The sequence below is a fragment of the Rhizobium sp. BK399 genome, from assembly GCF_014194695.1.
Lineage (GTDB): Bacteria > Pseudomonadota > Alphaproteobacteria > Rhizobiales > Rhizobiaceae > Rhizobium.
In genome coordinates this window covers 1-25,762 of sequence record NZ_JACIAH010000004.1, presented here as the reverse complement: position 1 = coordinate 25,762, position 25,762 = coordinate 1, and the positions used below count along the sequence as shown (strand labels likewise).

The window sequence follows — 25,762 nt, the reverse complement described above, 5'->3', positions numbered from 1 at the left end:
ATACCGATCCTAAATTAATCATTCGATTTTGTCGAACAAAATTACAATTATAATTCGTTGGAGTCGATTGATTTAGCGGCGTATCCAAGAGCGATAACGAAGGATACAGCCATGACCGCATTTTCCGTTCCAGGCATTCGACCCACGCCGTCCGAAGGACACTGGCGCATCCTGCATTTTACGCCGAACTGGTTCGCGGCAACGATGGGTACGGGCATTTTTGCCATCTGTCTCGCGCAGTTCCCGAATGCGCCGGCATTGTCGATCTTCGGGGAAGTGTTGTGGCTGGCGAACATCGTGCTGTTCGCCAGCCTTTCGGCTCTATATGCAAGCAAATGGATCCTGTACCCGCGGGATGCCCTGCGTGTGTTCGCCCACCCTGTCGTGTCGATGTTTTTTGGGTGCGTCCCGATGGGGCTGGCGACCATCATAAATGGAACGGTGATCTTTGGCGCAGCGTGGTTTGGCCAAGCCGCCATCTCGGTGGCGGTTGGCCTGTGGTGGTTCGATGCGGCGCTTGCGGTGCTTTCCGGTCTTGCGATTCCGTTCGCGATGGTCACCCGGCAGACGCATGTGCTCGAAGAGATGAGTGCGGTGTGGCTGTTGCCGGTGGTTGCCTGCGAAGTCACCGCGGCAAGCGGCGGGTTGCTGCTTCCTCACATTCCCGGCGCGGGTAACCAGATGACGGTGCTGTTTGCGAGTTACGTGCTCTGGGCCGCTTCCGTGCCGCTGGCGCTTGGGCTGCTCAGCATCCTCTTCCTGCGGATGGTGCTTCACAACTTGCCTCCGGCCAGCATGGCGTCGACCGCTTTCCTGTCGCTCGGCCCGATAGGGACCGGGGCGCTCGGACTGATCCTTTTTGCGCTGAACGGGAACGCGGTGCTCGCCGCCAATGGTCTCGGCCTCGTTGCCGGCGCAATGTCGGGTGCCGCATTCCTCGGCGCGATCTTGCTTTGGGCCTATGGGTTGTGGTGGTTGGGCATGGCGCTGGCCATAACTGCCCGCTACGTGGCGAATGGCCTGCCATTCAACCTCGGCTGGTGGGGATACACCTTTCCGATCGGTGTCTACGCGGTTGCAACGCTGCGTCTTGCGGCGGCGGTCCATTTTCCGGCGCTCGCGATGCTCGGTGCCGTTCTTGTGATCGTGCTCGCGGCGATCTGGATTGTCGTTGCCGTCAGAACCTGCTTCGGGGCCGTGGACGGCACACTATTTGTAGATCCTAGTTTGGCTGACGGGGCTCCGTCGGGCCTCACTCGGTAAGGCTTGAGTTCATCGGTCGAAGCGACTCACCTCGATTCCGCTGCCGACCGGCAAAAGCACGCTGGTAATGCCGGGCCTGGCCCGGATCGCCTTGCCGTATTGCCTGACGTTCTCGTCGCCGGGACGGAGCATGTTGTCCGCAACGACAATCGCGCCGGGATTGAGCTTGGGATAGAAGGCCTCGAGGCAAGGCAGATACAAGTCCTTCCAGAGATCCACGAGGACAAAGTCGATGCCATCGGTGAGGTCACCGATCATTTCGACCGCGTCACCGATCCGGAAATCGATCCAGTCCGCGAGCCTAGCCTTTGTCGCCATCTCTTTGGCATGTGCCGACTTATACTCGTGCAACTCCATGGTGATCAGCCTGCCGCCTGCCGCCCGCGCCGCTTCCGCCAGCCAGATGCCGGAATAGCCGAAGGAAGTGCCAAGCTCGAGAATGACCGGCTTTTCGAGGCTCTTGGCGAGAATGTTGATAAGTTGCCCGGTTTCCCGACCGACCGCGCGCAAACGCATGTCCTGCCCTCCGTCGCGGCCGCCGGGCACAAGCTGGCGAGGGCTGTTCTGCTCCTCGCGGATCATGACATGGTAGGTATCAAGCACGTCTTGAATCTTGCTGTCCATCTTCGACTCCTCGAGGGGTGCCCGCGTTGAGACACCCACATGCGCGGCCCTGCTGACAAGATTTGCTCGGTAGTCGCCGGCATGAAAGTTAAACTTTGGCAACAATCGCCATTTACCGCCAAGCGTTGTTGCACGGCCCTGAGATGTCGGTTACATCCGGCGCGTCAACGGTCGGGCGTCGCTCGGCCGCGTAAGCGTTAACGTCACTCAACGCGTATGATCGAACGGCTCTGCGGCTTCGATCTGCGCGACTGTGTCCTGCGGATCGAGGTGAAGAGCCTCTGAAGGACACGATGGATAGCAATCAGAACTCAACTTACAGCCTGCCGGCTCCACAGATCGAACGGGTTCGTCATGAACTACGTCGCCGCTCCCTGACGGTCGCCGAAGTCACGGACATCACGCCGGGCATGCGCCGCATCGTCCTGACGGGCGACGACCTTGCGGACTTCATCAGCCTAGCGCCGGATGATCACGTGAAAGTCTTTGTGCCTGCGCTCGAGGGCGAGGCCCGTCGCGACTATACGCCACGGCGGTACGACAACGATGCCCGCACGTTGACGATCGACTTTGCCTTGCATGAAGCCGGCCCGGTGACCCAGTGGGCGATTGAGGCATCCGTGGGCGATACGCTTGCGATCGGCGGGCCGCGAGGCTCAGCGGTGGTGTCCTCAACCGTGACCCGGTGGCTGCTGATCGGCGACGAAACCGCGCTGCCTGCCATGGGACGCCGGATCGAGGAAAGCGATGTCGGCATGGTGATCACCGCGATCGCGGCGGTGGCAGGGCAGGCGGAGAGGCAGATCTTCGAAACCAAGGCGGATCTACATATGCATTGGGCGGAACGATCGCCTTCGGATGCGACGGATGCCGGACCGCTTCTGAGCATATTGCGGGGAGTCGATATTCGGCCGGAAACTTTCGTCTGGGTCGCAGCCGAGGCGTCGGTTACCCGCGCAATCCGCGCCTATCTTGTTACGGAGCGGGGCTATCCGTTGCACTGGATCAAGGCTTCCGGGTACTGGGTCAAGGGCAAGGCCGATACCACGGAGAAGTTCGACTAGGTTCTGTTCAGGAGGCGCGCGCGTCACGCAGACGCCTCGCTCCCTGCTCCTACGGCCTCTGAAGGGCCCTTTCCAGCGTGAAATCCGTGTTCGCAACGTCGCTGCATCTCGGATCTTCGCAAGCAACGCGCGGTTGGAAAGTGTTTGACACACCCGGATCCACCATGGATCATACGCCTCATGGGGTCGCGATCACCCCACGAGGCGCCAGCCGAAGAGTCGCGTCCAACGAAGCCGCTAACACGGAGGGACGCGCGATGCCGTCATTCACCGAAATCTCAGCCGACAAACTCAACCGCCTCATTGGCACGCCCGGTGCGCCGGTGTTGATCGATGTGCGCAACGATGAGGATTTTTCTGCCGATCCTCGTCTCATTCCCGGGTCAATCCGCAGGCCGTTCAGGGAGGTGGACCAATGGGGCCATGAAATCCAGAGTCCAGCGGTGATCATCTGCCACCATGGCGCCAAGCTCAGCCACGGCGTTGCCGCGCATCTTCGCTTCATGGGCGTGCAGGCCGAAACGCTGGAAGGCGGGTTCGAAGCATGGATCAAGACGAGCGGCCTTGCTGTGCCCTCGGAGAAGTTGCCGTCTCGTGATGCCAAGGGACGAACCGTTTGGGTCACGCGCGCGCGCCCGAAGATCGACCGTATCGCATGCCCCTGGCTGATCCGTCGCTTCGTCGATCCGTCGGCCGTCTTTCTGTTTGTTCCGACCGCGGAGGTCTTGATGGTCGCCGACCGTTTCGGGGCGACACCCTTCGATATCGAGGGTGTCTTCTGGAGCCATCGCGGCGATCGCTGCTCCTTCGACATCATGGTGGAGGAATTTGCCATTCAATCCGACGCGCTCCTCAGGCTTGCGACGGTTGTCCGGGCGGCCGATACCGCAAGACTCGATCTTGCGCCTGAAGCGGCCGGATTGCTGGCGGCTTCACTCGGGCTTTCGCGGATGTTTGCCGACGACCTTGAGCAATTGGAAGCAGGCATGACCCTATACGATGCCTTCTATCGATGGTGCCGGGACGCGACCGACGAGACGCACAATTGGCCCTCGGCGAAGAAGGGAAGCTGAGATGGCCAACCTTGTCACGGATACACCCGCCGACAACATGACGGGCGGGACGGGTCACGGTGTCTCCTTCGGCGAAGCCTTCCGCGTCTGGTTGCGGGTGGCGGCGCTGAGCTTCGGCGGCCCGGCCGGGCAGATCGCCGTCATGCACAGGATCGTCGTCGACGAAAAGAAGTGGATCGGCGAGCATCGTTTTCTGCATGCCCTGAACTACTGCATGCTGTTGCCGGGACCAGAAGCGCAACAGCTCGCCATCTATATCGGCTGGCTCATGCACAGGACGGCAGGCGGGCTTGTCGCCGGCATCCTTTTCGTTTTGCCTGGTTTCCTGTCCATCCTTGCCCTCAGCTACGTCTACGTGCTGTTTGGAAACGTCGACGCCATCGAAGGCATGTTCTTCGGTCTCAAGGCGGCTGTTCTTGCGGTCGTTTTGCAAGCCGTCATCCGGATCGGTGGTAGAGCGCTGAAAAATCCGGCGATGGTCGCCATCGCGGCCGCGGCGTTCGTGGGGATCTATATTCTGCATATCTCGTTCCCGTTGATCATCCTGGCGGCGGCGATCATCGGCTTTTTGGGTTCGGCAACCGGCTCGAAGCCCTTCCAGACAGGCAATGGCCATAAGGCCGCTGCCGGTCGCGTGCTGGCCGACGTCGATTCCGCGCTCGGAAAGGAAACGCCGCTCCACGCGCGGCCGAACCTGCTATGGTCGTTGAAGATTTCGGCCGTCATGCTGGCGTTGTGGCTCGGACCGCTCTTGCTGCTTTACGTGCTCCGAGGCGGCGATGATGTGTTTACGCAGATCGGCGTCTTTTTCAGCAAGATGGCCGTGGTGACCTTTGGGGGCGCGTACGCCGTGCTTGCCTATGTCGCGCAGGAGGCGGTTCAGCATTATGGCTGGCTGCGCCCAACGGAGATGCTGGATGGGCTCGGCATGGCCGAGACGACGCCCGGCCCCCTGATTATGGTCCTCCAGTTCGTCGGCTTCATGGGAGCTCACCGCGATCCAGGCGGTCTCGATCCGATGGTGGCCGCGACGCTGGCCGCAATCCTCACGACCTGGGTGACCTTCGTGCCGTGCTTCCTGTGGATCTTTCTGGGTGCGCCGTTCATCGAGAAGCTTAGGGGAAATGCAGCGCTCGCAAGCGCGATGTCGGCCATTACCGCTGCTGTGGTCGGCGTCATCCTGAACCTCGCAATCTGGTTCGGCTTGCATTTCCTGTTTACCGAGACGCGCATCCATCGGCTTGGCCTCGTATGGATTGAGGTACCCGTCTGGTCATCGCTGGCTCTGCCGTCGCTCGTTCTCAGCATCGCGGCTGCCGTTGCCATCTTCCGGTTCAGACTGTCGGTGATCCCCACATTGATCGCTTGTGCCGTGGCCGGAATGCTTTGGAAGCTACTCGGGGCGGCGCTGTAACAGCGGCAGCACAAGGCATGTGCCAAGCGACACTTCACTGATGAAACTTGCATCCTCTTGCGCCGGAACCCAATCCTTTCTATATCCTCGCCAACGAAAGTCCGGCGGCCGATCCCGCGCGGACGCATGAAATCCGCCGCATCTTATGGGTGGATCACAACAAGCTTAGAATTGGCAGTCACCCGTGAACACACTGGATTTTGAAAAGAAGCCGGAAGATACCCGCGTTGTCGTCGCCATGTCCGGCGGCGTCGATAGTTCCGTGGTGGCAGGCATTCTCAAGCGCCAGGGCTATGACGTGCTCGGCATTACGCTGCAGCTTTACGATCACGGCGCCGCAGTTCATCGCGCAGGCTCCTGCTGTGCCGGCCAAGATATCGACGATGCCCGTCGGGTTTGTGAGACGCTCGGCATTCCTCACTATGTACTGGACTATGAGAAGCGCTTCCGCGACACGGTGATCAATCCATTCATGGAAAGCTATGTCGCCGGCGAGACGCCGATCCCCTGTGTCTCGTGCAATCAGACGGTCAAGTTCGCGGATCTGCTGGCAACGGCCAAGGAGCTCGGCGCCGATGCACTTGCGACCGGCCACTACATTCGCTCGCGGCCCAATCCGGCGCCTGGCGACCCCGGTCGTCGCGCGCTCTATCGTCCGGCCGATTCCGATCGCGACCAGAGCTACTTCCTTTTCGCGACGACGCAGGAGCAGATCGACTATCTGCGCTTTCCGCTCGGCGGCCTGCCGAAGGCCGAAACCCGAAAGCTTGCCGAGGACATGGGTCTTGTGGTCGCCAAGAAGGCGGACAGCCAGGACATCTGTTTCGTGCCGCAGGGCAAGTATTCCGACATCATCAACAAGCTGAAGCCGAACGCGGCGCTCGCAGGTGAGATCGTCCATCTCGACGGCCGCGTTCTCGGCCAGCATGACGGCATCCTGCACTACACCATCGGCCAGCGCCGCGGCATCGGCATTGCCACCGGCGAGCCGCTCTACGTGGTCTACCTTGATGCTCGCTCCCGCCGGGTCATTGTCGGCCCGAAGGAAGCACTGGAGACTCATCGCGTCTACTTGCGCGATGTCAACTGGCTGGGCGACGAGCCGCTCGCCGCGGCTGCCTCGGGTGAAGGCTTTGCGTGTTTCGCCAAGGTCCGCTCCACGCGCGCACCGACGCCCGCGGTGTTGCATGCCGATGCGAGTGGGATTTATGTCGACCTCGCAGTCGGCGAAGCCGGTGTTGCACCGGGCCAAGCCTGCGCGCTCTATTCGGCGCCCGGCGACGACGCACGCGTCTACGGCGGTGGTTTTATCGAACGCTCCGAGCGCGAACCGGCGGCGGAGGCTTCGCTGAAGGCGTTGCTGGCAAGCCCTATCGCGGCCTGAAAAAGCCTGTGGTATTTTCTCGATCATGCGCTTGACACAAAGCCGAGGCGCACCTTATAAGCCGCTCATCCCACGGGCCGCCGCAACGCGAACGGCACCGTTGACCAGTGGCGGAGTAGCTCAGTAGGTCAGAGCAGAGGAATCATAATCCTTGTGTCGGGGGTTCAAATCCCTCCTCCGCTACCATCCTTATCAACGACGGCTCCGTATCAGCCAACTTGGACAGTAGCCGTTAATCCGACTTAGTAGTGCTTGCTTGTTGTCGGTCGGTTGGACGACAACGGCGGCGCCTTCCTACCGATGGTAGTGGTGCGGAACTGTAACACTCTTCTTCCGACAGGCACTTAACGGCAACTCGCGTCTTCTTAGTGGAAGACATCCCACCAGTCTTTCTCTTCCGCTTCGTTCATGATTTCCAAACTCTCGATTATCTCGATTAGCTTGGCGGCCGTCATATCTTGAACCTCAGAGATTGTGTCCTCGCTGACAATCATGACAGTCCAGGTACCATCAGAGTACCGGAATGCGAGAAAGGCGGGTTTGTCGTTCACGACTGTTTCTCCCTCTGACTTGCAGGATGCGCAGGACAGCAGGCCAGATCAAGGATATCTACTCGCAGTCAAAAAGGCGGTTCCCGGATACTGTGGAGGGATCAGTCCGCAATATCCGGGATGCACTGTGTCCTAGGGTATGAGGACGTTTGGAAGGCTACAGTATCAATGGCTCCTTGCCGTCTTTCGAAAGTCGAACGATTTGTTCGACTTAGGTCGGAGCGAAAGTCGCCCTAGGCCTCATTTTCAGACTAAACAGGGCGCCATCGTTATTTGCCTGGTCTTAGTGGCAGTGCGGTCTGCTCGCGCGGCCGCAAGAGCCCGATTTCGCGCAATTGATCGGTCTGCGGCTGGTTACCCTCCGGTGACGCGGCCCGAACCAGGCGATCGAGCGTGACGAGAAGCCGCACTGGTAGAGCACTATGGATCGTCCCATCTCTAAAGCATGAGTAAGAAGCAATTCGTCGGTCTAAGCATTACGGTGTTGGTCGGTCTTACCTGCGTGCTGTTGGTGACGGCTTCGATCCTCGGCCCTACGGTCGCGGTTCCGCCTCTCTAACGGCATCGGTCAATTCATTCTGCCGATATCGCGCAGCCAGACGCCGTCAATCTGCCTCGGAACCTTCATGACGAAGGGTGCGGCGCTGATGTTGCGGCGGCGGATCGTCGTGGATATTGAGACGATGGATATCCGGTAACAGCTATGCACGCACCTTGCTGCCCATGGTAAAGCTAATCCCTCTTGGGGCTGTGGGCTCTCTTCATCAGGGTGGATTTGACAGTCAGTAGTGACAGCTCGAAGGGGCGCCCGGTTTGAAGCCTTGGTCGCAAACCGGATTCATCGGGCGCTTGCGATCCATCATTCGGGGAGTCAGAAACCGATTGGTCATCGGTGTGGTGGATCCAGTCGTTTGCTTGCTCACTGCTGTTGGGGTGCCTTTCTTCGCAGCCGATGACGCCGCCGCAGCAGGCGCAAAGTTCGAAAGACCAAAGAGTGCAGCGACCGCTGCAGCCATGAGAGCGCGGTTCATTGGCATTCTCCTTCGTATGACGGTTATCAGCACGCTATCACCGCATACGCGCAGTCGGATCACCATACGCGGGCAGCCCATGGTGCCAACGGTGTATGAACTAATGATGTCACCGGGAGGCAGCCTTGGCCGCAACGCGGTTGCCAAGCGGATGTTTCCGCCTATCTCAAAGGGTCCGCAAACAAGGAGTTGGCATGAATAGTCGTAACGGTCTCTTCCTAATTATCGGTGCTTTGCTCGTCGTCGTGGTGGGCCTGGGGGTCTACATTTATCGCGAGCAGAGCAAGCCCTCGGGCGTGGACATTTCTATTGGTGAAAAAGGAATTTCGGTCGAAGAAAAATAGGGATTGGGGTCCAGAATACTCCGGTGCGCCCGCGGGGGCAATCCGGAGCATTCCGGTGTCCATGGGTTTGGACAGCGCACGATTACGTCGTCTAGGCTCGATTGGATAGTTGGACCAAAGTCCCGAGAGTTGCAGCTCACATAGTGCTCCCGGAGACATTCAGAAATCTATTTCAATTATTTTGGAGGTCGCTAATGTGACCTCATGGCAAACCGAACGGTGCGGCTTACACAGGGCGCAGCGGGGACCGAGCATCCTGTACAGGACGAAATCTCGAATGCCAGAGGGAGAGAAGCTTAGCTCTTCGGAGGCAACGCCTGAGCTTCTCTCCCGATCATGGAACTGAGGCTCTCAGCAAAAGCGACGACGGCACTCAGAATTACCTTCAGCTACGAAGCCACGGCCGCATGTCCAGGCCGCGCATTTCCACGCAAAAGGGACCAAAGGTCGAAGCTTGAGAATTTGCGTGCGTTGATTGACCGGGGTTTGATCGCTGTATAGCCCGGCTCGCACCCGCCTGTGTAAAGCACCGCATATTCTTCCGTGGAACCTTCAATAAACTTCGGCCGTACGCCTTTCTCATTCGGCCACGATATGCACGATAGCAGCGCGCAACACAGATCGGGTTTGAGAATGGCAAAGAAACCGAAACTGGAACATTCCGAGCTCGCCGGCGAGTTTACCGAGGATGGTGTGACCGTACTCGTCGATATCTTCCGCCCGGCCGGCTCGAACGGCGACTGGAAGATGGAGGTGGTGACCCAGCACGAGGATCTCATCGAATGGGAAGAGCCCTTCGCGACCGATCGCGAGGCTTTCGACGAGTTTCTGGCCACGGTCGCCCGTGAGGGGATCAAGACATTTCTGGAAGACGAAGACCCGTCGGTCCACTAGCTCCTTTGGGGTCGTGTAGGTATGCGGGTGGCTAGGCAACGGAGGATCACGCCCCAAGAATAGCGCGCGGCGTGGCGGCAACCAGGGTGGCAACAGCCAGGGTGGCGGCGGCTAAGTCGGCGGCGGCCAGGGTGATGGCAGCCGCGGTGGAAACCACTAGACTACGAACGGACTGCCGTTTACGGCGACCGCTGTCAAGTCAGAGCCCGGGCATTCGCCCGGGCTTTGTCATTTCCTGCCACTTGCTTGGGCCGGCGCTCTCAGAATTTGTAGCCAACGCCGACGGTCACGACGTTTTGGTTGAAGTCGGTATCGACGCCGCGAAGGTCCTTGCTGCCATAGTCGTTGTAGCGATATTCGACCCGCCCGAAGATATTGTTGGTGAAGGCATAGTCGAGACCGGCTCCAACGGTCCAGCCGGAGAACGTCGCATCATCATCGCCAACAGGGGTGCTTACGTGGCCCCTGGCGCCGGTCCAGCCGGCAGCGACATAAAACAGCGCGTGATCGAGAGCGTAACCGACGCGGGCGCGAACGGAGCCTGTCGTGTCGAACTTGTATTCATTGCCGCCGACCGTTTCCTCGTCCCAATTGTAGGAAGCGTCGCCTTCGACACCGAGGACGATGTTGTTGTCGAGTTGCCAGTTATATCCGGCAAAGCCGGTGACAAGGCCGCCGTTGAGGTTGGCGTCGCCGATACCGGAGAAGTCACCGTTGCCCCACGCGCCGCCACCCTGCAGGCCTAGATAAAAGCCGTTCCAGGTGAATGCAGGCGCCGCTTCGGCAACCGGGGCCGCCGGCGGTTCGCTGACAAGGTCCGCGGCGGATGCGGTTCCCGCGAGAGCAATCATAGCTGCGGAGACGCCAACTATACGGAAATACATGATAAATCCCTCTCCTATGACAAGGGTCCACTCAAGTTACACGCCGACCAAGGCCAGCCCCGATCGATAATCGTGGCCATGCGGCATGCATTACACTTTCAGTGGAAATGTCCGCCCACAGGACCAAGGCGCTAACGCCGCCCTATCCGAGAAGGTTCCATCACGAATTTCTGATGTGCGGGAATGCTAGCAGTACGGATGTGGCGTACGTTGCGCGGCGCTCATCCGTTCGCCAGCGTCACATCGCGATCGAAGATGAAGGAGTGTGTGTCTTCGGCGGGCATGGGTTTTCCGAAGAGATAGCCCTGGCCAACATCGCAGCCGAGCTGAAGCAGGTGACCGAGTTGGCGATGCTCCTCGATGCCTTCGGCGGTCGTCTGTATGTTGAGGCTGCGACCGAGGCCAAGCATGGCGCGAATGATCTTCTCCTGGCGCTCGTCATCGCGGTAGGTCGCAATGAAGCTCTTGTCGATCTTGATCTTGTCGAACCGGTATCGGGCGAGTTGGGCGAGGCTGGAATAGCCCGTGCCGAAATCGTCCAGGGCGATCTGCACGCCGGCGTCGTGGAGTTCATCCAGAATGATGGCGGCAACCGCCGGATCCTGGATCAGCGCATTCTCGGTGATCTCGATCTCCAGGCGGCGTGGCGGCAGGCCGTTTGCCGAGAGCACCTTGAAGATGCGCGAGGCTAGCAGCTTGTCCTCCATCTGTACCGGAGAGACGTTGAACGACAGCATGACGTGATCATCCCAAGCCAAGGCATCGCGGCAGGCATGCGCAAGAAGATCCTCGAAGAGCTCGGTGATCATGCCGGTTTCTTCGGCAATGCTGATGAAGACCGGCGGCGGAATGGCAACGCCATCTTCATCCGTCCAGCGCGCCAGCGCCTCGAAGCCGCAGACCGTGCCGGTCTTGAGATCGATCAGCGGCTGATAGAACGGCCGGATAGCCTTCTTTTGGATCGCAATCCGGAGCTTCGATTCCAGAGTAGCGCGTTTTGCCACCTTATCCTGCATCGAGGCTTCAAACGCCATGTTCTGATTGGGGCCGCGTGACTTCGCCTCGTACATGGCGAGGTCGGCACGGTGGGCGGCGTCCTCCAACGGCTCCCGACCCTGTTGCCAGCGATCATAACCCACACTGGCGCCGACTTCGACGGCAAAGCCATTGATATTGATGGGGCGCGTTACGGCCTGGATAAGCAGGCACGCGAAGCGCTCCTCGTGCCGCGGGGAGAGGCCGAGCGCGACGACGACGAACTCGTCACCGCCAAAACGGTAGACGCAATCAGCGTTGCCGATCGCGCAGATGCGCTTTGCCACTTCGATCAGCAGCGCATCGCCGCCATTGTGGCCGACAAGGTCATTGACCTTCTTGAAGCCATCAAGGTCGACGGAGAAGATTGTAACATTCTGCTCCCATTCGTCGCCCTCGACATCGGTCTTCGTCCTTCGCGGAAGGACTTTACGCTCGAAGGCATAGCGATTGGGAAGCTTGGTGAGGTGATCGTGGGTTGCCGTCCAGTCGGCCTTGGCCTGGGCGCTGGCCCGCAACTCCATCTCCTTGCGAAGGTCGACGATGCGCAGGATCGAATAGACGAAGCTCATCGCGCCGCCGATGCCGAGCGCGAGGACGAGTTTGTCCGCACCATAATTCTCGTAAGCGCCGACGAAGGCGACGAGCCAGTTATCCAATTCCAGGATCGCGCCGACAAGCCACAGCGTTACTCCCAACGCCATGACCAACAGGCATTGCCTTCCGGCTCTGCTCTGGAAGAATACCGGCATGCTTCACTCCATCTCCACCCGAGCGCCGGTGTATCATTGAAGTCTGAAGCGTTTGTTGAAACCAAAGGGCGAATTCTTGGTATCTGCGCCTACCGTGAGAGGAGGTCGGCTCGAAAGGCGAGCGGTAACACCGCCCGCCTGTCGCTCTCAACGGATCAATAGGGATGCGCCAATGATGAGCAAGAGCAGTGTGACGGCGGCAGTCGTGCGTAGCAGGCGCGTGCGCCGGATCTGCGCGCCGCTCCAATCATAAGGCATTTGGTCCTCCTTGGGGCAAGGAACACGGCCCGACTGTGTCGGGTCGGAAAGCTATGGCATGGTTCGCTTGCGTAAGGCTGATCTAAATTAATGCTCAGAAAATTAGGTTGCCGGGCCTTCCACGCGCAGCGACCACCGGCTGCCATTGCTGGTCATGTGGACAATAGCGAGAGGTTCGATATCGGCGATCCAGAAGGAGGACACCGGAGCTTGTAGCGTGTTGATGATTGCTGCCCTGATGACCGCGGCATGAGTGATGGCGACGCTATGGCCACCGGCCTGCAGGCGCTCGCTCATCCAGGTGTTTACACGCATGCACACGGCGGCGATTGCCTCGCCACCGTGCGGCGCTTCTTCCGGTCGCGCCATCCAAACCGCCAGATTTTCCGGTTCCGCCTGCTGGATCTCCGCAATCGAGCGTCCTGCCCAGCGGCCAAAGTCACAATCGGCGAGCGCCTCGGAAAATTCCGGTTGTAGGCCAAGCGCCTCGGCCGTCTGCCGGGCGCGCAATGCCGGGCTGGCAACCACGCTATCGGCACGCCGGAGCCGAGGGACGATTGCCTTCGTCGCAATGATTGCCTTGTCGTTCAGCGGTTCGTCCTGCGGGAACCGCGCCTCGCGATTGGCGGCTGTCGAACCATGGCAGATCCAGGTGAGGCGCGTCATCACGTTGATCGTCTCCGGATAACGGGGAAGGGGACCTGCCGCTCTATGAAGTTTCGTTGACAGGCTCGAAGCCGCAGATATAACGGTTATGTTGTGGGTTTGGAAACCGGTGAAATTCCGGTGCGGTCGCGCCACTGTGATCAGGATGAGGATACCTCGGACTGGAAGTCAGACCCTGCCACGCAACAATTCTCGACTGAACGCGTCATTCCAGGAGGAATACATGTCTGACTCTACTTTTGCGCCCGTCGCCATACCCGCTCCGATTCCGGTTGGTGAGCTTTTGCCCTGGGCGATCTTCGGCGGTCTGCTGATGCTCATCGCCATCTATTTCGTCGGCACCGAAGAGGGCGCGATGGCGCTTTTCAACGGTATGTACGTGCACGAGTTCGTGCATGACGGCCGGCATCTTCTCGGCTTCCCCTGCCACTAAGGGAGTTCCGAACATGGTTGGAAATCTTTTGCTTCGCGGGATGCTCGCGGGCCTGATCGCTGGCATCCTCGTGTTTGCCTTTGCCCACACCTTCGGTGAGCCGCTGGTAGACCAAGCGATTGCGTTCGAGGAAGCCGCAGCGCAGGCAGCCGGCGAAACGGCCGAACCCGAGATCGTCAGCCGCGCCATGCAGGCCGGCATTGGTCTCTTCACCGGCGTGATGGCTTACAGCATCGCTGTCGGTGGGCTGTTCGCACTGGTTTTTGCCTTTGTCCAAGGCCGCTTCAGTGGTCTCGGGGCACGTGGAACGTCGGCAGTCATCGCGGTTGCGGCCTTCGTCTCCGTTGTTATCGTGCCGAATATCAAATACCCGGCCAATCCGCCGGCGGTCGGCAATCCGGATACGATCGGCGTCAGGACTGAGCTGTTCTTCCTGATGATCGTCGTTTCGATCGCCGCGCTCGTTGCCGCAATTGCGTTTGCACGCCGTCTCACTCCACGGTTCGGTGCCTGGAACGCAGGAATCTCAGCAGGTCTCGCCTATGTCGTCTTCATCGGTGTCGTGCAGTATCTGCTCCCGCCGATCAACGAGGTGCCGGAAGACTATTCGGCGGCGGTCCTTTGGCGTTTCCGTACGACCTCGATCGGCATGCACCTGATCTTGTGGAGCGTCCTCGGTGTGGCCTTCGGTGCGCTCGCCGAGCGCAAGCTTGGCGCCGTTGCAAAGCTGCGCGCTCACGCGCCGGCCTTCCATTGATCGGAGGGGCTCCGGAGCGATCCGGAGCCTCATTCAAACGATGATCTTTCGGCACTCAATTTTCCTTTTGTCCCTGCTCGCGTTGCTACAGTTTTGCTCGGTTGCGGAAGCACACCAGCGCAGCGGCAGCGGACCTCATACCGGCATTGCGATTGCCGAAATCTCACATGGCGAAATGATCATGTTCGCCGAGTATCGCGATCGGATCATCGGTCTCGCGGCCCGCGCGACGGACACGACAGAGCCATTCCGGCGTGTGCTGAACTACGCCCAAATCCAGCATGCCTACTGTTTGTGGGGCAAAATGCCTGGTGGGGTGACCGACGAGGCCAGCCCGTTCAACGAATGCTCGCACGCCTATCTCGCGGCAACGAAGGCCGTGCTGCTATCGATGCGGAGCATGGGCGGCGAGGCTGTCGAAGCCGAGGCCATCGTCTCGGCAATCGATGCCGGCATGGTGCTGCGCGGCTTGGCGTTGATCACCTGCGAGTTTAGCGGAGAGGCGTTCAACACTGCAGATATCGTTCGTCCCTCCTGGAGCGCTGTTCCGCTGCATCCCGCTAGTCTGGCGACGTTGACGGCGCTTGCGGCGGCGCTGCTGGCTGCGGTCTATGGCGGGCGGCGCCTGCTTCGACGGATCGCACCCTAACTTTTCTCGACATCGCGGTCGAAGTGCGTTGCAACCAGCATCGCCGTAAGGTGCACGGTGTTCTTCGCGCCGTAGCGCTCTTTCATGCGCTCCAGCCGATGTTCGACGGTTCGATGCGAAATACCGAGATCAGCCGCGATCTCCTTGGCCGTAGCCCCTTCGGTCAAAAGCTGGATCACCGCTTCGTCGGTCGCATCCATGCGAGCCTGCTGCTGAGGCGGGTTGAACATGAACCGCCCGTTCGAAACTGTCAGCAGCCAGGACGGGCGCCGCGCCATTGTCTTTTGGGGAAGGATCAGTCGCTCATATCCGAGATTGACGCCCAGGACCCTCGTTTTGACCAGTTCCATCGACGGTTTCTGCGTCGCAATCACCTCACGATAGCGCGGGATGACAGCCGTTTCCATGTACGTACGGTCCTTGAACTCGCCGATGCGTTGATCAGCGAACAGCTTATTGATGTTCAGCAGGCGTGAGCTGAAGCCAGAGGAGCGTACGACCTTGAGATACCATTGCAGCGGATCCTCTCCATCGAGAACCACAAGTGTCATCCTCATTCTGATCGTTAGGAGATCCACAACGTCGCGATAGATGTCTTCCGGCGCAGCAGGCGGCTGCGGCGTGGTATGCAGCCACGCGTCCAGCAGTTTCTGCGTGACAGTGTGAAATGAGGTGTGCTTGTTCATCAACTCATACGCGATATCTGGAATCGGCATGCAACAACAACCTAAAATGGGTGCAGGTTCAATAGTGACAGCATTCAAATTGTCATAAGGCATTAATTTGAAAATGCATTACTTCCAATCTCTATTCTGGGGTGAATTTCGGTTCGCGCCAATTGCCCGCTATGCGGGTCTTACTTGTCGGTTTGAGGAGGCCCCGAGAGGGCGTCTCGCGAAACTATAGCGAGCAAGCGAGAGGCGCTGTCCTGTCGTCCCGCGCGGAGTAGCAATCGCTACTGGTATCAATCCCCAGAATAGCGCTGCTCCCGCCACGGGTCGCCATGCATATGATAGCCGTTCTGTTCCCAGAAACCCGCGGCGTCGGCCGGCAGCAGCTCGATACGACGCAGCCACTTCGCGCTCTTCCAGAAATAGAGGTGCGGAACCACGAGCCGCATTGGGCCGCCATGGTCACGCGTCAGAGGCACGCCTTCCCAGGATGTTGCCAGGATCGCATCCTCGGCGGCGAAATCCGCGAGCGGCAGGTTCGTCGTGTAACCGTCATAGCTCGTCAGCATCACATAGGAGGCTTCCGGCTTTGGCATCGCCTGATCGAGCAGATCACGGGTCGACACGCCCTTCCACTTGTTGTCATAGCGCGACCACGTCGTCACGCAGTGAATGTCGGTGACCTTGACGCTTTGCTCCAGCGCGTGGAAGGCGGCCCAGGAAAGATCAAGCGGCGTTTCGACAAGCCCCCGGACTTCAAGGCGCCACGTATCCGTCGAGATGATTGGCTGCTGACCCAGATCAAGGACCGGCCAATTCTTGACGAGATGCTGGCCGGGTGGCAGTCGCTCGGCTTGCGGGCGGCTGATGCGGCCGGTGAGGAACTTTCCTTCTGCTGCCCAGCGGCGCTTCGACGTCGTGAGCTTGCTGTCAGTCGGGGTTTGATCGTCGCTCATTGCTGGCTTTTCGCGTTGCAGCGATTAGGCCATTCACCTCCGCGCACTGTCAAGCGTCGCTCCTAGATCGTCGCATGGATCCGGGCCATCGGCTGCGGCGAGAGCATCGAAGAGGTTGAATTTCCGGGGTATTTGCTGAATAAGAGGGACCACCATGGCGCAGTTTTGACGCCTGCGCGCTTTTACAGGACGTCCGGCACATGCCCATTCCCGCCCGGATCGAGAACGATCTGCCATTCTTGACCTCGCTGCGTCGCGATCTGCACGCGCATCCCGAACTTGGCTTCGAGGAGGAGCGCACGAGCGGCATCGTCGCGCAGCTATTGGAAGAGGCGGGCATCAAGGTTCATCTGGGCCTAGGCCGCACCGGCGTTGTCGGTACGTTGCAGGTCGGCAGCGGGACGCGCACGATCGGGCTGCGTGCCGATATGGATGCGCTTGCAATGCCGGAGACCGCGGATCGCCCGTATAAATCCAAATTTGCGGGCAAGATGCATGCCTGCGGGCATGACGGACATACGACCATGCTGCTCGGCGCGGCACGGCATCTGGCGGCAACGCGCGCGTTTTCCGGAACCGTGCATTTCATCTTCCAGCCAGCCGAGGAGGGCAGAGGCGGGGCGCGCAAGATGGTCGAGGACGGCTTGTTTAAGCACTTCCCATGTGATGCCGTCTATGGCCTTCACAACATGCCTGGCCTCGCCGTTGATGAGATCGCCGTGGTCGAAGGGCCGCAACTGGCGTCTTCGGACAGTTGGCGTGTGACCTTCCGGGGTACCGGAACGCATGGTGCCAAGCCGCACCTCGGCAAGGATCCGATCACGGCAGCCGGCACCTTCCTGACCTCGTTGCAGACGATTGTCGGACGTGTCGTCGATCCGTTGCAGCCGGCGGTCGTCAGCGCCTGTTCGCTGCAGGCGGGCGATCCCAAGGCGTTGAACGTGATCCCCGATATCGTCGAAATCGGGGGGACCGCCCGCGCCTATTCGCCTGAGGTCCGCGACCAACTCGAGGAAGAGATCGGACGGCTTGCGAAGGGCACGGCGGCGATGTTCGGCATTGCTGTTGATTACCAGTTCGAACGGCGCATCCCGCCTGTGGTCAACGACAGCGATGCGACCGCGCGTGCGTTAGGCGCTGCCGGAGCGGTGTTCGGGGACAAGGTGCGTACCAGCTTCCCGCCGTCGACGGCAGGCGATGATTTCGCCTTCTTCGGCCAGAATGCGCCGGGATGTTACGTCTGGCTCGGGAACGGTCCTGCCGTCGATGGCGCCCTGCACCACAACACCGCCTATGATTTCAATGACCATGCGCTTGGTTATGGCGCGGCCTTCTGGACGGCTCTGGTCGAGCGTGAGCTGAAGGCTACGCTGTAGATCGTTTGAGCGATTGATAGATTGAGCAGGCGGGCAGCAGTGCCCGGATGCTGAGGTTATTCGCTCTCGAGAATCTCGATTACGGGGCTTTCGAGCACTTCGCCGGTCAGAACGTCGGATATCCCTCGATCCGTCTGATGCGGGCCGACGTTGCAGGCAAGCGTGGCGCCGAAGCATGCCTTGAAAACTAGGTAGGGCGGTTTCCAGTCAACGATCTTTTCCATCGCCTTGCGGATCGCTCGGAAGGACGCCGCCGTTTCTGCCAATGGGGCTTCCGTCACGAGGCCCGACACCGGCAGCGGCAGAAGCGCTTCGATCTGGCCATCTTTGGCGACGGCCATGCCGCCGCCCGCTGATATCACCGCGTTGGCGGCGACTGCCATGTCGCGAGCGTTGCCGCCGAAGACGGTAAGGTTGTGGCTGTCGTGCGAGACAGTCGTGCAGAAGGCTCCTCGCCATTCTCCCCAACCGGTGAGGAAGCCGACGCGTGGCCTGCCATCGACCTTGCCGTGCCGATGCGCGACCGCGATCATGGTGCTTCCGGCCGGCGGAACGACGAAACCGCCGTCGACGCCAGTTTCCGCCTCGCCCCACTGGGTGAAACGGGGGCGGTCAATCGTGGCGACACGAACGCGCTTGCCGGTGGCGGGAACCCTGAAGTCATCTTCCGTCAGGGACGTCAGCTTGACCGAGTTCTGCAATGCCTGCGTCTCGAACGAGCGCAAGTGGGCGTCCATTTCACCCGATGTTGAGACGATTGCGCCATTGGCGATGACGGCTTTCGTGGCGAAGCCAATGAGGTCTTTGAAGAGCACGAGATCCGCGCGGCGACCGGCAGCGATCAGGCCGAGATCCGAGCGCTTCAGTCGTTGTGCCGCGTTGAAGGTGGCGGCTCTCAGCGCCCATTCCGGCTTCATCCCATAGCGGACGAGCCGGCGGATGACGTCGTCGAGACCGCCGCCGTCCTTCAGTTCGTCCGGGAAGACATCGTCGGTGCAGAGCGTGACCGTCGATGGCAGATGGCCGATACCGTTGAGAGCGGTTACGAATTCCTGCAGCAGATGGTCATGCGAGCCGCGCAACTCGATGGTCAGCCCGGCGGCCAGCTTCTGCAGCAGGTCGGCGCTGGAGGTCAGTTCGTGATCCGAAGTGACGCCGGCGGCCATGAAAGCATTCAGGTCAGCGTCCTCGAGCCCACGGGCATGGCCGCAGACCAGTTTCCCGGATGCGAGGCCGGCATTCACAATGTCGGTCATGCGCGGATCGCCGTCGATGACACCGCGCATGTTCATGACTTCGGCAACACCACCTACACCAGGCCACCGCAGCATTTCGGTGATAACAGATGCGTCGAAATCCGCGCCGGCGACTTCAAGCCCCGGAGCGGAAGGAACGCAGGAAGGCGCGAGAACGATGGTCCGGAGCGGTAGGCAGCGGGACGCTTCGATTGCCCAGCGTACGCCGTCCAGGCCATGCACGTTGCCGAACTCGTGCGGATCCCAGACAATGGTCGTCACGCCGCGCGGAACGACGGCTGCCGCATAGGCGGCGGGCGTCACCATCGAGCTTTCGACATGCATGTGCGTATCGATGAGACCGGGCGAAACGATGCTGCCTGCTGCGTCGACGGTCTTGGCAGTGTCGGTGCGGCTACCTGGTGCGTGAACGCTTGCGATCAGCGGTCCAACGACGCCGATGTCGGCGTCGCGGGTCAGGCCGGTGACGACATCGAGCAGGCGTCCGCCCGAGATCAGCAGATCGAAGGGCGCGTCACCGCGCGCGGCGGCAACGGCGCGGGCGCGAAGTGCGGGATCGTTGAGATCTTTCGGTTCGGTGACGCTCATCGGCCGGCCTCATCGATCAGTGCGCCGAGGATAAAGGCGCGGGCCTTTTCGGCGTCGATACCGATGGCGTATTCGGCGTTGAAGGTTGCATGCGTCGCCCGGGTCTCGACCACGGTGCGGCCACGGGTATGCTGGCCCTGCAATTCGGCATCGATGCGCGCCGGACGGAACGTGACAATCTCGGGCGCGACGAAGGCAACTGCGGCTGACGGGTCGTAGATCGCCATTCCCGATCTGCCGCGGCTGGTTCCGATGCCGATGTAGCCGTCGAGCATATCGGCCAGCAACGCGGCATTGTGACCGCCAGCGTCTCGCACCGGGCCGACGTCGTCAGGCGTCGCGATAACCTTACGGCAAAGATCGAGATCGACCATGAGTAGCGGCAGATTATGGGCGAGAACGATGGCAAGCGCTTCCGGGTCGGCCAGCGCGTTGAACTCGGCGGACGCCGTGTGATTGCCCGCCGTGACGCCGCCGCCCATCCAGGTCAGTTCGGTGATGCGGGCGGCGAGGTCCGGGCGTGCCAATGCGAGGGCAGCGAGATTGGTCAAGGGACCGAGCGCGAGGATTCGATGGGGGCCATCGGTCTCCAGCCAGCGGCAGAGGGCGGTGAACGCGTCGCTCTCCACCAGCGGTGCGGCGGTGGGCAGGCTTTGGCCTGATGTCGGAATGCCTGTCTCGCCGAGGATCGCCTGCGCGGTTTCGAGCGAGCCGAGGACGGGCATGGCGCGACCGCTGTGGATCGGGAAGGTCCAGCCGAAGGCTTTGGCGGCGCCTGATGCGTTGACGCGCACCTGCGGCAGCGGCGTATTGCCGAAGACGAGCGAGATGCCTGATATGTCGAGCTTTGCGTGCGTCACCACGAGGATCGCGGCGATATCGTCAAAGCCCATATCGGTGTCGATCCAGACGCCCATGATGTTACCTGTAACGTGAGAGGGGCGCTGCAGCGGCAAGCGGCAGATCGAAGGCATGCGTCGAGCCGATCGCATGCGTCGGAAGTTCGGCATCGACCTCGGCCTTGATCGGCCCAAGCGGCGTGTCGAGCAGGTATTCGCGGGTGTTGCCGGCAAACGAGGTGCCGCGCACGGTGCCTTGGAAAGGACCTGAACCAAGGATCACCATGCGCGGACGCCAGGCCAGGCCCTTTGCGGCCTGCGGCGCCGGACCGGAAAGCTCGACTGATGTGGTGGATGTCGCGAGCTTGCCGTTTTCCAGCGCAAAGACGTTTTCGAAGCCGACGAAATCGGCGACGAAGGCCGAGACGGGCTTGTTGTAGATTTCCTCCGGCGTGCCGATCTGCTCGATGCCGCCGTTCAGCATCACCACGATCCGGTCGGCGAGCGCGAGGGCTTCGATCTGGTCGTGGGTGACGAAGATCATCGTGACGCCGGTTTCCTTCTGGACGCGCTGCAGTTCGGCGCGCATTTCAAGGCGCAGGCGGGCGTCGAGGTTGGAAAGGGGCTCATCGAGCAGCAGAACCTTCGGCTCCATCACCATTGAGCGGGCAAGGGCCACACGCTGCTGCTGGCCGCCCGAGAGTTCGACAGGCTTTCGGTCTGCGAACTTGGCCAGGCCGACGGACTTGATGCCTGATGTGACCTTGGTATCGAGATCCTTGCCGCCTATGCCCTTCAGGCGCAGGCCGAAGGCGACGTTCTCGTAGACCGTCAGATGCGGGAACAGCGCGTAGGACTGGAAGACCAGGCCGACATTGCGCTTGTTGGCGGAGACGCGGGTTATCTCGGTTCCATCGAGCGTGATGCGGCCGGATGCCGGAGCAAGCAGGCCGGCGATCGAGCGCATCGTCGTCGTCTTGCCGCATCCGGAGGGGCCGAGCAGGGCGACGAGCTCGCCCTTGGCGATCGTAAGATCCAGATCCTTGACCGCGACCGTATCGCCGTAGGCAAGCGTCAGCTTGTCGAGTGTGAGATAGGCGTCAGACATAACGAGAGAATCCCAGGAAGCGTTCGGCAAGGAAGACGATGCCGATGGAAAGGAAGGCGAGCAGCGAGGAGAGCGCCGCGATCGACGGATCGTAAGTGGTCTCCATGTAGCCCAGCATGTCGATCGGCAGCGTGCGCACGCCGGGACCGGAGAGGAAGAGCGAGACCGGCACCTGATTGAAGCTGGTCACGAAGCCGAGGATGAAGGCGGCCAGGATGCCGCCACGGATATTCGGCATGACGACGCGGAAGAAGGCGCCGACGCGTGAGGAACCGAGCAGGACGGCTGCTTCCTCCATATCCGAGCGCAGGTTGTTGAGGCTGGCTGAGACGACGCGCACGGCGTAGGGCAGCACGAGCGCCGTGTGCGCCATGAACAGGGCCAGCGTGATGTTGAAGCCGAAAGGCACGACGAGGTAGCGCAGCAATGCCAGACCGACGATGATGCCGGGTACGATGATCGGCAGCGACACGATCGTACGGACGGTTTCGCCGAAGGGGAGCTTGTAGCGCGAGAGCGCATAGGCAGCGGGGATGCCGAGCACGAGCGCTGTCAGCGTACCGAAGACGGCAAGGAACATCGACATGGCGAAGCTCTCGCGGAAGCTGTCGATGGTGAAGACCTTGGCGACCCACTTGAGGGAAAGGCCCTGTGGCGGGAAGGCCAGCGTGTCACCGGCCGAGAGCGATGCGGCGATGATGATCAGGAACGGGCCGATCAGGAAGATCAGCAACAGGCCGAGGACCAGCGGAGAAAGAATGCGTGCGGTCATCGCTTGTTCCTCGCCGTGGCAAGGCGCTTGAGCAGGATGTTGGCGGCAAAGCTCATGACGATCAGCATGAAGGCGATGACGCTTGCCGAGACGAAGTTGTTGGCAACCGACACCTGCTGATAGAGCAGCGTTTCCAGCATCAGCACCTTCGAGCCGCCAAGAACGGCGGGGGTGATGTAGGCGGTCAGCGATCCGGTGAAGACGAGCGTGCCGCCGACGACGAGGCCTTCACGGGTGAGCGGCAGGATCACCTTCCAGAATACCTGGAACCAGTTGGCGCCGAGCACGCGGGCGGCGGGAATGGCATCCTTCGGCATATTCTCGAGCGCGCTGATCAGGGACAGGATCATCAGCGGCAGGAAGAGCTGCAGCAGGCCGATGAAGACGGCGGTCTCGGTGAAGAGCAGCCGCAGCGGGCCGTCGCTGAGGCCGAGGCCCTGGATGGCCTGGTTGACGATGCCGGTGCGGCCGAGAATGACGATCCAGGCATAAGTGCGGGCAACCGGCGAGATCATCAACGGCAGGGTGATGAGGCCGATCATCCGGCCCTTGCCCTTCGGTGGCAGGTTGACGATCGCGAAGGCTGCGGCATAGCCGATCACGGCCGAGACAGCCGTAACCTCAAGCCCTAGGCGAAAGGTCCGCAGAAAGACGGTGCGATTCAGCTGCTCGGAAAAGAAGCCGGTATAGGCGCCAAGCGTCCAGCTGCCGTCGATGCGGTAGCCTTCGGAGAGGAGGACGACAACGGGCAGCAGGAAGACCAGCGCGGCAAAGACTGCTGCGGGCAGGGCAAGCGCCAAGGCTTCTGCGCGGTTCTGAAACATGAAACGACTTTCGACGGATTGAAGGGCCGGCTCCGGCAGGTTCCGGAGCCGGCCTCGAAATTACTGACCGACCTTCTCGTTCCATTCCTTCAGCCAGGCATCGCGGTTGTCGAGCGCGGCTGCTGATGGGATGAGCTTCAGGCTCTTGGCGGTTTCTTCGCCGTAGGTGAGGTTGTTGGCGGCTTCCTCGGAGAGCTTGACCTCCTTGTTCGCCGGGCTGTCGACGAGCTTTTCAGCAAGCTTCGTCTGGATTTCGGTGGAGAGCCAGAAGTCCATGAACTGCAGGGCGAGATCACGGTTCTTCGAGCCCTTGGTCACGACCATCACGTTCATGCCGCCGGTCTGGCCTTCCTTAGGCGTTGCCCATGCGACGGGAACGTCGAGCTTGGTGAAGCCGGCCCAGGAGAAGCGGCCGATCGGGGCGGCCCAGATTTCTTCCTGCTGCATCAGCTGCACCAGCTGCGAGGATTTCTCATAGAAGGTGACGATCTCGTCCTTCTTCTCGCCGACCGCCTCGATCGGCGTCTTCAGATCCGGCTTGTCGCTGCCGAGCGCCTGTCCGAGCATGAACAGCGCCGGAGGGCCCTGGTTGGTGGTGACGTTCGGGAAGGCGACATGGCCGACATATTCAGGCTTCAACAGGTCTGCCCAGGACTCGATCTTCATCTTGTCGGAGCGATAGGCGATCGAGGTGGCGTAGAAGGTGTAGCCGACGCTCATGCCGTCGCCGTTCGGGTCCTTGGCGAGGTCATAGAGCTTGCCGAAGTTGGAGAGTTTGGAGGTGTCGACCTTGTCGATCAGATCCTTGCGGGTGGCCGACAGGGCATCGGCCATGGAGACGACGGCCATGTCGATAACGGGGCTCGCCTTGTTGGCCTCCATCTTGGCAAGCCGCTCGACGCTGTTGCCAGTCTCGACCACAAGCTTGCAGCCGCACTTGGCCTCGAAGGGATCGTAGACGATCGACTTGAAGTCATCCTGAGCAAAGGCATAGACGGAAATCGTAAGCGTCTTTTCTTCTGCCTTCGCGGCGAGGGGCGACAGCGCCAATAGCGCGGCCGAAGCGATGAGGGCATTCTTCATGTCAGCTGTTCTCCGTCTGTCAGGATATTCGTGTCGGGTCCGCCGGCCCGGAGGACTGGCGAACGATCAGTTGCATTGGAACTCGGTCGGTCTCAGACGTGACAAGCACGCCCTCGCGGCTGCCGCGCGTCTGTATGGTCTGCAGCAATGACGTAATGGCGATCTCTGCGATGGTATGCATGTCCATCGCCACCGTCGTCAGGGATGGGGTGATGACGGGTGACCAGATGAGGTCATCGAAGCCGGTTACGCTTGCGACGCTTGGCACATCAATGCCGTCGCGCTGCAATTCTGTGAGGGCTCGCAAGGCCTGCAAATCCGACAGCGCTGCGAACGCCGTGTAGCCCTCGCGCACTTTCTCAGCGAGTCCCAAACTGCACCCGCTGCCGTTTTGCCGCTCCAGCGTCTCGATCCAGAGTGTTGCCGAACTCATTCCGGGGCGGAGACCTGAGCGGATGCCGCCCACGCGGTCGTTTTGAACATTTGAGCCGGGATTGTTGCCGATGATGAGGATGCGCCGATGTCCAAGCTCGGCCAAATGGTTGGCGATCGCCCAGCCGCCCTGCATGTGATCGGCAGCCACGGTGTTGCCAGGGGTGGAGGCTGTGTCGATGACGGCGACCGGGCAGGCGGCGGCGGAAATTCGGGTCGCGCGGCGCGGAATGATTACCATACCCTCGACGCCGCGCTCGACCAAACGGTTGATCGCCTCGGTCTGGGTGGCGACGTCCCCCCGGGAGTCGGCGATGAGCACGCCGTAACCGGCGGCAGTGGCGGCGAATTCGATCGCCTGGGCGAGCTTCGGGAAAATTGGGTTGGCGATGTCAGGCAGAACAAGGCCGAGGACGCCGCTGCGCCCGGTACGAAGCGCGCGTCCGGCCTGGCTCGGAACGTAGCCGAGTTCGGCGGCATGTTCCTTGATCCTCTCTGCCAGTTGTTCGGAAACGCGGCCTTTGCCAGAGAGCGCATTGGAAACCGTCGCGACAGATACGCCAAGCGACGTCGCAATCCTGCTCAGGTTCGGTCCAGGTCGCGTTGGAGGCATGGTTTCCGACATACGGAGATTAATCGTTTAATCACTGCGTACATCAGGCCGGCGAACTTGTCGAATCCAAAATCGCCGCTGCCGTCATTATCGGCTTTGGCTACCGATAGCGGCCATAAAAAAGCCCCGCGATTGCGGGGCTTTCTGTCTCGTGTGGCTCAGCTCGCC

26 protein-coding genes, 1 tRNA gene and 1 riboswitch are annotated in these 25,762 nt (G+C 60.8%); of the genes, 12 read left to right on the top strand and 15 right to left on the bottom strand.

Annotated elements, in window-relative coordinates; all coding sequences use genetic code 11:
• Window positions 1-111 precede the first annotated feature (111 nt).
• Window positions 112-1,263, top strand: coding sequence for a TDT family transporter (locus FHT97_RS10870; RefSeq protein WP_183862079.1), 1,152 nt, complete (start codon window positions 112-114; stop codon window positions 1,261-1,263).
• Window positions 1,264-1,272: 9 nt separating this feature from the next.
• Here FHT97_RS10870 and FHT97_RS10865 read toward each other — a convergent pair whose 3' ends face one another.
• Window positions 1,273-1,887 carry a DUF1442 domain-containing protein gene (locus FHT97_RS10865; protein ID WP_183862077.1) on the bottom strand — a complete coding sequence of 205 codons (615 nt, stop codon included), beginning with the start codon at window positions 1,885-1,887 and terminating at the stop codon, window positions 1,273-1,275.
• A 293-nt stretch (window positions 1,888-2,180) separates the two neighbouring features.
• Here FHT97_RS10865 and FHT97_RS10860 point away from each other — a divergent pair, with 293 nt between their 5' ends.
• From FHT97_RS10860 to FHT97_RS10840, 5 genes are all read left to right on the top strand, one after another.
• Window positions 2,181-2,951: a siderophore-interacting protein gene (locus FHT97_RS10860; RefSeq protein ID WP_183862075.1), complete on the top strand. Its 771-nt coding sequence runs from the start codon at window positions 2,181-2,183 to the stop codon at window positions 2,949-2,951.
• A gap of 257 nt (window positions 2,952-3,208) precedes the next feature.
• Window positions 3,209-4,024 (top strand): sulfurtransferase/chromate resistance protein, encoded by an 816-nt coding sequence (locus FHT97_RS10855; RefSeq protein ID WP_183862073.1) that lies wholly within the window; start codon window positions 3,209-3,211, stop codon window positions 4,022-4,024.
• Between the two features lies 1 nt (window position 4,025).
• Window positions 4,026-5,438: a chromate efflux transporter gene (chrA, locus tag FHT97_RS10850; RefSeq protein WP_183862071.1), complete on the top strand. Its 1,413-nt coding sequence runs from the start codon at window positions 4,026-4,028 to the stop codon at window positions 5,436-5,438.
• Between the two features lie 184 nt (window positions 5,439-5,622).
• Window positions 5,623-6,822, top strand: a complete 1,200-nt coding sequence (gene mnmA / locus FHT97_RS10845; protein WP_183755690.1) for a tRNA 2-thiouridine(34) synthase MnmA — start codon at window positions 5,623-5,625, stop codon at window positions 6,820-6,822.
• Between the two features lie 109 nt (window positions 6,823-6,931).
• A tRNA-Met gene (locus FHT97_RS10840) sits at window positions 6,932-7,008 on the top strand.
• Between the two features lie 179 nt (window positions 7,009-7,187).
• On the opposite strand, the gene FHT97_RS10835 is transcribed toward FHT97_RS10840, so the two are convergent.
• Together FHT97_RS10835 and FHT97_RS10830 are read right to left on the bottom strand one after the other, a co-directional pair.
• A complete protein-coding gene (locus FHT97_RS10835) occupies window positions 7,188-7,373 on the bottom strand; it encodes a hypothetical protein (RefSeq protein ID WP_183755689.1) in 186 nt (61 codons plus the stop codon).
• A gap of 782 nt (window positions 7,374-8,155) precedes the next feature.
• Window positions 8,156-8,404: a hypothetical protein gene (locus FHT97_RS10830; protein WP_183862069.1), complete on the bottom strand. Its 249-nt coding sequence runs from the start codon at window positions 8,402-8,404 to the stop codon at window positions 8,156-8,158.
• 194 nt (window positions 8,405-8,598) lie between these two features.
• On the opposite strand from FHT97_RS10830, the gene FHT97_RS10825 reads away from it, so the two are divergent.
• The gene (locus tag FHT97_RS10825; protein ID WP_183755687.1) at window positions 8,599-8,748 is read left to right on the top strand and encodes a hypothetical protein; all 150 of its coding nucleotides are present in this window, start codon (window positions 8,599-8,601) and stop codon (window positions 8,746-8,748) included.
• Between the two features lie 633 nt (window positions 8,749-9,381).
• On the top strand, window positions 9,382-9,642 hold the full coding sequence (locus FHT97_RS10820) for a hypothetical protein (protein WP_016557240.1): 261 nt from the start codon (window positions 9,382-9,384) through the stop codon (window positions 9,640-9,642).
• A gap of 260 nt (window positions 9,643-9,902) precedes the next feature.
• On the opposite strand, the gene FHT97_RS10815 is transcribed toward FHT97_RS10820, so the two are convergent.
• From FHT97_RS10815 to FHT97_RS10805, 3 genes are all read right to left on the bottom strand, one after another.
• The gene (locus FHT97_RS10815) at window positions 9,903-10,526 is read right to left on the bottom strand and encodes an outer membrane protein (RefSeq protein WP_183862067.1); all 624 of its coding nucleotides are present in this window, start codon (window positions 10,524-10,526) and stop codon (window positions 9,903-9,905) included.
• 221 nt (window positions 10,527-10,747) lie between these two features.
• Window positions 10,748-12,313, bottom strand: coding sequence for an EAL domain-containing protein (locus FHT97_RS10810; protein WP_183862065.1), 1,566 nt, complete (start codon window positions 12,311-12,313; stop codon window positions 10,748-10,750).
• A gap of 360 nt (window positions 12,314-12,673) precedes the next feature.
• On the bottom strand, window positions 12,674-13,240 hold the full coding sequence (locus FHT97_RS10805; RefSeq protein WP_183862063.1) for a histidine phosphatase family protein: 567 nt from the start codon (window positions 13,238-13,240) through the stop codon (window positions 12,674-12,676).
• A 40-nt stretch (window positions 13,241-13,280) separates the two neighbouring features.
• A riboswitch (cobalamin riboswitch) is annotated at window positions 13,281-13,432 on the top strand.
• A 28-nt stretch (window positions 13,433-13,460) separates the two neighbouring features.
• On the opposite strand from FHT97_RS10805, the gene FHT97_RS10800 reads away from it, so the two are divergent.
• Genes FHT97_RS10800 through FHT97_RS10790 form a run of 3 tightly spaced genes read left to right on the top strand, consistent with a single transcriptional unit; the run spans window position 13,461 to window position 15,076 of the window.
• Window positions 13,461-13,670, top strand: coding sequence for a CbtB-domain containing protein (locus FHT97_RS10800; RefSeq protein WP_183862061.1), 210 nt, complete (start codon window positions 13,461-13,463; stop codon window positions 13,668-13,670).
• A 13-nt stretch (window positions 13,671-13,683) separates the two neighbouring features.
• Window positions 13,684-14,427, top strand: a complete 744-nt coding sequence (locus FHT97_RS10795) for a CbtA family protein (protein WP_183862059.1) — start codon at window positions 13,684-13,686, stop codon at window positions 14,425-14,427.
• Between the two features lie 40 nt (window positions 14,428-14,467).
• Window positions 14,468-15,076, top strand: coding sequence for a hypothetical protein (locus tag FHT97_RS10790; RefSeq protein ID WP_183862057.1), 609 nt, complete (start codon window positions 14,468-14,470; stop codon window positions 15,074-15,076).
• Here the strand turns inward: FHT97_RS10790 and FHT97_RS10785 are convergent.
• Together FHT97_RS10785 and FHT97_RS10780 are read right to left on the bottom strand one after the other, a co-directional pair.
• Window positions 15,073-15,855: a helix-turn-helix transcriptional regulator gene (locus tag FHT97_RS10785; RefSeq protein WP_246712604.1), complete on the bottom strand. Its 783-nt coding sequence runs from the start codon at window positions 15,853-15,855 to the stop codon at window positions 15,073-15,075. The two genes, FHT97_RS10790 and FHT97_RS10785, sit on opposite strands and share 4 nt — an antisense overlap.
• A 185-nt stretch (window positions 15,856-16,040) precedes the next feature.
• Entirely contained in the window at window positions 16,041-16,703 is a 663-nt protein-coding gene (locus tag FHT97_RS10780; RefSeq protein ID WP_183862055.1) for a sulfite oxidase-like oxidoreductase, read from the bottom strand.
• A gap of 200 nt (window positions 16,704-16,903) precedes the next feature.
• Here FHT97_RS10780 and FHT97_RS10775 point away from each other — a divergent pair, with 200 nt between their 5' ends.
• Window positions 16,904-18,079 carry a M20 aminoacylase family protein gene (locus FHT97_RS10775; protein ID WP_183862053.1) on the top strand — a complete coding sequence of 392 codons (1,176 nt, stop codon included), beginning with the start codon at window positions 16,904-16,906 and terminating at the stop codon, window positions 18,077-18,079.
• A 56-nt stretch (window positions 18,080-18,135) separates the two neighbouring features.
• On the opposite strand, the gene FHT97_RS10770 is transcribed toward FHT97_RS10775, so the two are convergent.
• From FHT97_RS10770 to FHT97_RS10740, 7 genes are read right to left on the bottom strand one after another with little or no spacing between them, the layout of a single operon-like run.
• On the bottom strand, window positions 18,136-19,923 hold the full coding sequence (locus tag FHT97_RS10770; protein WP_183862051.1) for an adenine deaminase C-terminal domain-containing protein: 1,788 nt from the start codon (window positions 19,921-19,923) through the stop codon (window positions 18,136-18,138).
• Entirely contained in the window at window positions 19,920-20,840 is a 921-nt protein-coding gene (locus tag FHT97_RS10765; RefSeq protein WP_183862049.1) for a nucleoside hydrolase, read from the bottom strand. The genes FHT97_RS10770 and FHT97_RS10765 overlap by 4 nt, the downstream gene beginning before the upstream one ends.
• A 4-nt stretch (window positions 20,841-20,844) precedes the next feature.
• On the bottom strand, window positions 20,845-21,870 hold the full coding sequence (locus FHT97_RS10760) for an ABC transporter ATP-binding protein (protein WP_183862047.1): 1,026 nt from the start codon (window positions 21,868-21,870) through the stop codon (window positions 20,845-20,847).
• Window positions 21,863-22,642 (bottom strand): ABC transporter permease, encoded by a 780-nt coding sequence (locus tag FHT97_RS10755; protein WP_018859249.1) that lies wholly within the window; start codon window positions 22,640-22,642, stop codon window positions 21,863-21,865. The genes FHT97_RS10760 and FHT97_RS10755 overlap by 8 nt, the downstream gene beginning before the upstream one ends.
• The gene (locus FHT97_RS10750) at window positions 22,639-23,466 is read right to left on the bottom strand and encodes an ABC transporter permease (RefSeq protein ID WP_183862045.1); all 828 of its coding nucleotides are present in this window, start codon (window positions 23,464-23,466) and stop codon (window positions 22,639-22,641) included. Before FHT97_RS10750 ends, FHT97_RS10755 begins: the two co-directional genes overlap by 4 nt.
• 60 nt (window positions 23,467-23,526) lie before the next feature.
• A complete protein-coding gene (locus FHT97_RS10745; RefSeq protein WP_183862043.1) occupies window positions 23,527-24,549 on the bottom strand; it encodes an ABC transporter substrate-binding protein in 1,023 nt (340 codons plus the stop codon).
• Window positions 24,550-24,568: 19 nt separating this feature from the next.
• Window positions 24,569-25,594: a LacI family DNA-binding transcriptional regulator gene (locus FHT97_RS10740; protein ID WP_183862041.1), complete on the bottom strand. Its 1,026-nt coding sequence runs from the start codon at window positions 25,592-25,594 to the stop codon at window positions 24,569-24,571.
• Between the last annotated feature and the right edge of the window lie 168 nt (window positions 25,595-25,762).

Coding starts and splice junctions, on each gene's coding strand:
- FHT97_RS10755 (WP_018859249.1), bottom strand. CDS start 22,642: ATGACCGCACGCATTCTTTCTCCGCTGGTCCTCGGCCTGTTGCTGATC.
- FHT97_RS10800 (WP_183862061.1), top strand. CDS start 13,461: ATGTCTGACTCTACTTTTGCGCCCGTCGCCATACCCGCTCCGATTCCG.
- FHT97_RS10740 (WP_183862041.1), bottom strand. CDS start 25,594: ATGCCTCCAACGCGACCTGGACCGAACCTGAGCAGGATTGCGACGTCG.
- FHT97_RS10760 (WP_183862047.1), bottom strand. CDS start 21,870: ATGTCTGACGCCTATCTCACACTCGACAAGCTGACGCTTGCCTACGGC.
- FHT97_RS10830 (WP_183862069.1), bottom strand. CDS start 8,404: ATGAACCGCGCTCTCATGGCTGCAGCGGTCGCTGCACTCTTTGGTCTT.
- FHT97_RS10745 (WP_183862043.1), bottom strand. CDS start 24,549: ATGAAGAATGCCCTCATCGCTTCGGCCGCGCTATTGGCGCTGTCGCCC.
- FHT97_RS10790 (WP_183862057.1), top strand. CDS start 14,468: ATGATCTTTCGGCACTCAATTTTCCTTTTGTCCCTGCTCGCGTTGCTA.
- chrA (WP_183862071.1), top strand. CDS start 4,026: ATGGCCAACCTTGTCACGGATACACCCGCCGACAACATGACGGGCGGG.
- FHT97_RS10855 (WP_183862073.1), top strand. CDS start 3,209: ATGCCGTCATTCACCGAAATCTCAGCCGACAAACTCAACCGCCTCATT.
- FHT97_RS10765 (WP_183862049.1), bottom strand. CDS start 20,840: ATGGGCGTCTGGATCGACACCGATATGGGCTTTGACGATATCGCCGCG.
- FHT97_RS10815 (WP_183862067.1), bottom strand. CDS start 10,526: ATGTATTTCCGTATAGTTGGCGTCTCCGCAGCTATGATTGCTCTCGCG.
- FHT97_RS10785 (WP_246712604.1), bottom strand. CDS start 15,855: ATGCCTTATGACAATTTGAATGCTGTCACTATTGAACCTGCACCCATT.
- FHT97_RS10865 (WP_183862077.1), bottom strand. CDS start 1,887: ATGGACAGCAAGATTCAAGACGTGCTTGATACCTACCATGTCATGATC.
- FHT97_RS10770 (WP_183862051.1), bottom strand. CDS start 19,923: ATGAGCGTCACCGAACCGAAAGATCTCAACGATCCCGCACTTCGCGCC.
- FHT97_RS10820 (WP_016557240.1), top strand. CDS start 9,382: ATGGCAAAGAAACCGAAACTGGAACATTCCGAGCTCGCCGGCGAGTTT.
- FHT97_RS10780 (WP_183862055.1), bottom strand. CDS start 16,703: ATGAGCGACGATCAAACCCCGACTGACAGCAAGCTCACGACGTCGAAG.
- FHT97_RS10795 (WP_183862059.1), top strand. CDS start 13,684: ATGGTTGGAAATCTTTTGCTTCGCGGGATGCTCGCGGGCCTGATCGCT.
- FHT97_RS10860 (WP_183862075.1), top strand. CDS start 2,181: ATGGATAGCAATCAGAACTCAACTTACAGCCTGCCGGCTCCACAGATC.
- FHT97_RS10870 (WP_183862079.1), top strand. CDS start 112: ATGACCGCATTTTCCGTTCCAGGCATTCGACCCACGCCGTCCGAAGGA.
- FHT97_RS10810 (WP_183862065.1), bottom strand. CDS start 12,313: ATGCCGGTATTCTTCCAGAGCAGAGCCGGAAGGCAATGCCTGTTGGTC.
- FHT97_RS10750 (WP_183862045.1), bottom strand. CDS start 23,466: ATGTTTCAGAACCGCGCAGAAGCCTTGGCGCTTGCCCTGCCCGCAGCA.
- FHT97_RS10825 (WP_183755687.1), top strand. CDS start 8,599: ATGAATAGTCGTAACGGTCTCTTCCTAATTATCGGTGCTTTGCTCGTC.
- FHT97_RS10775 (WP_183862053.1), top strand. CDS start 16,904: ATGCCCATTCCCGCCCGGATCGAGAACGATCTGCCATTCTTGACCTCG.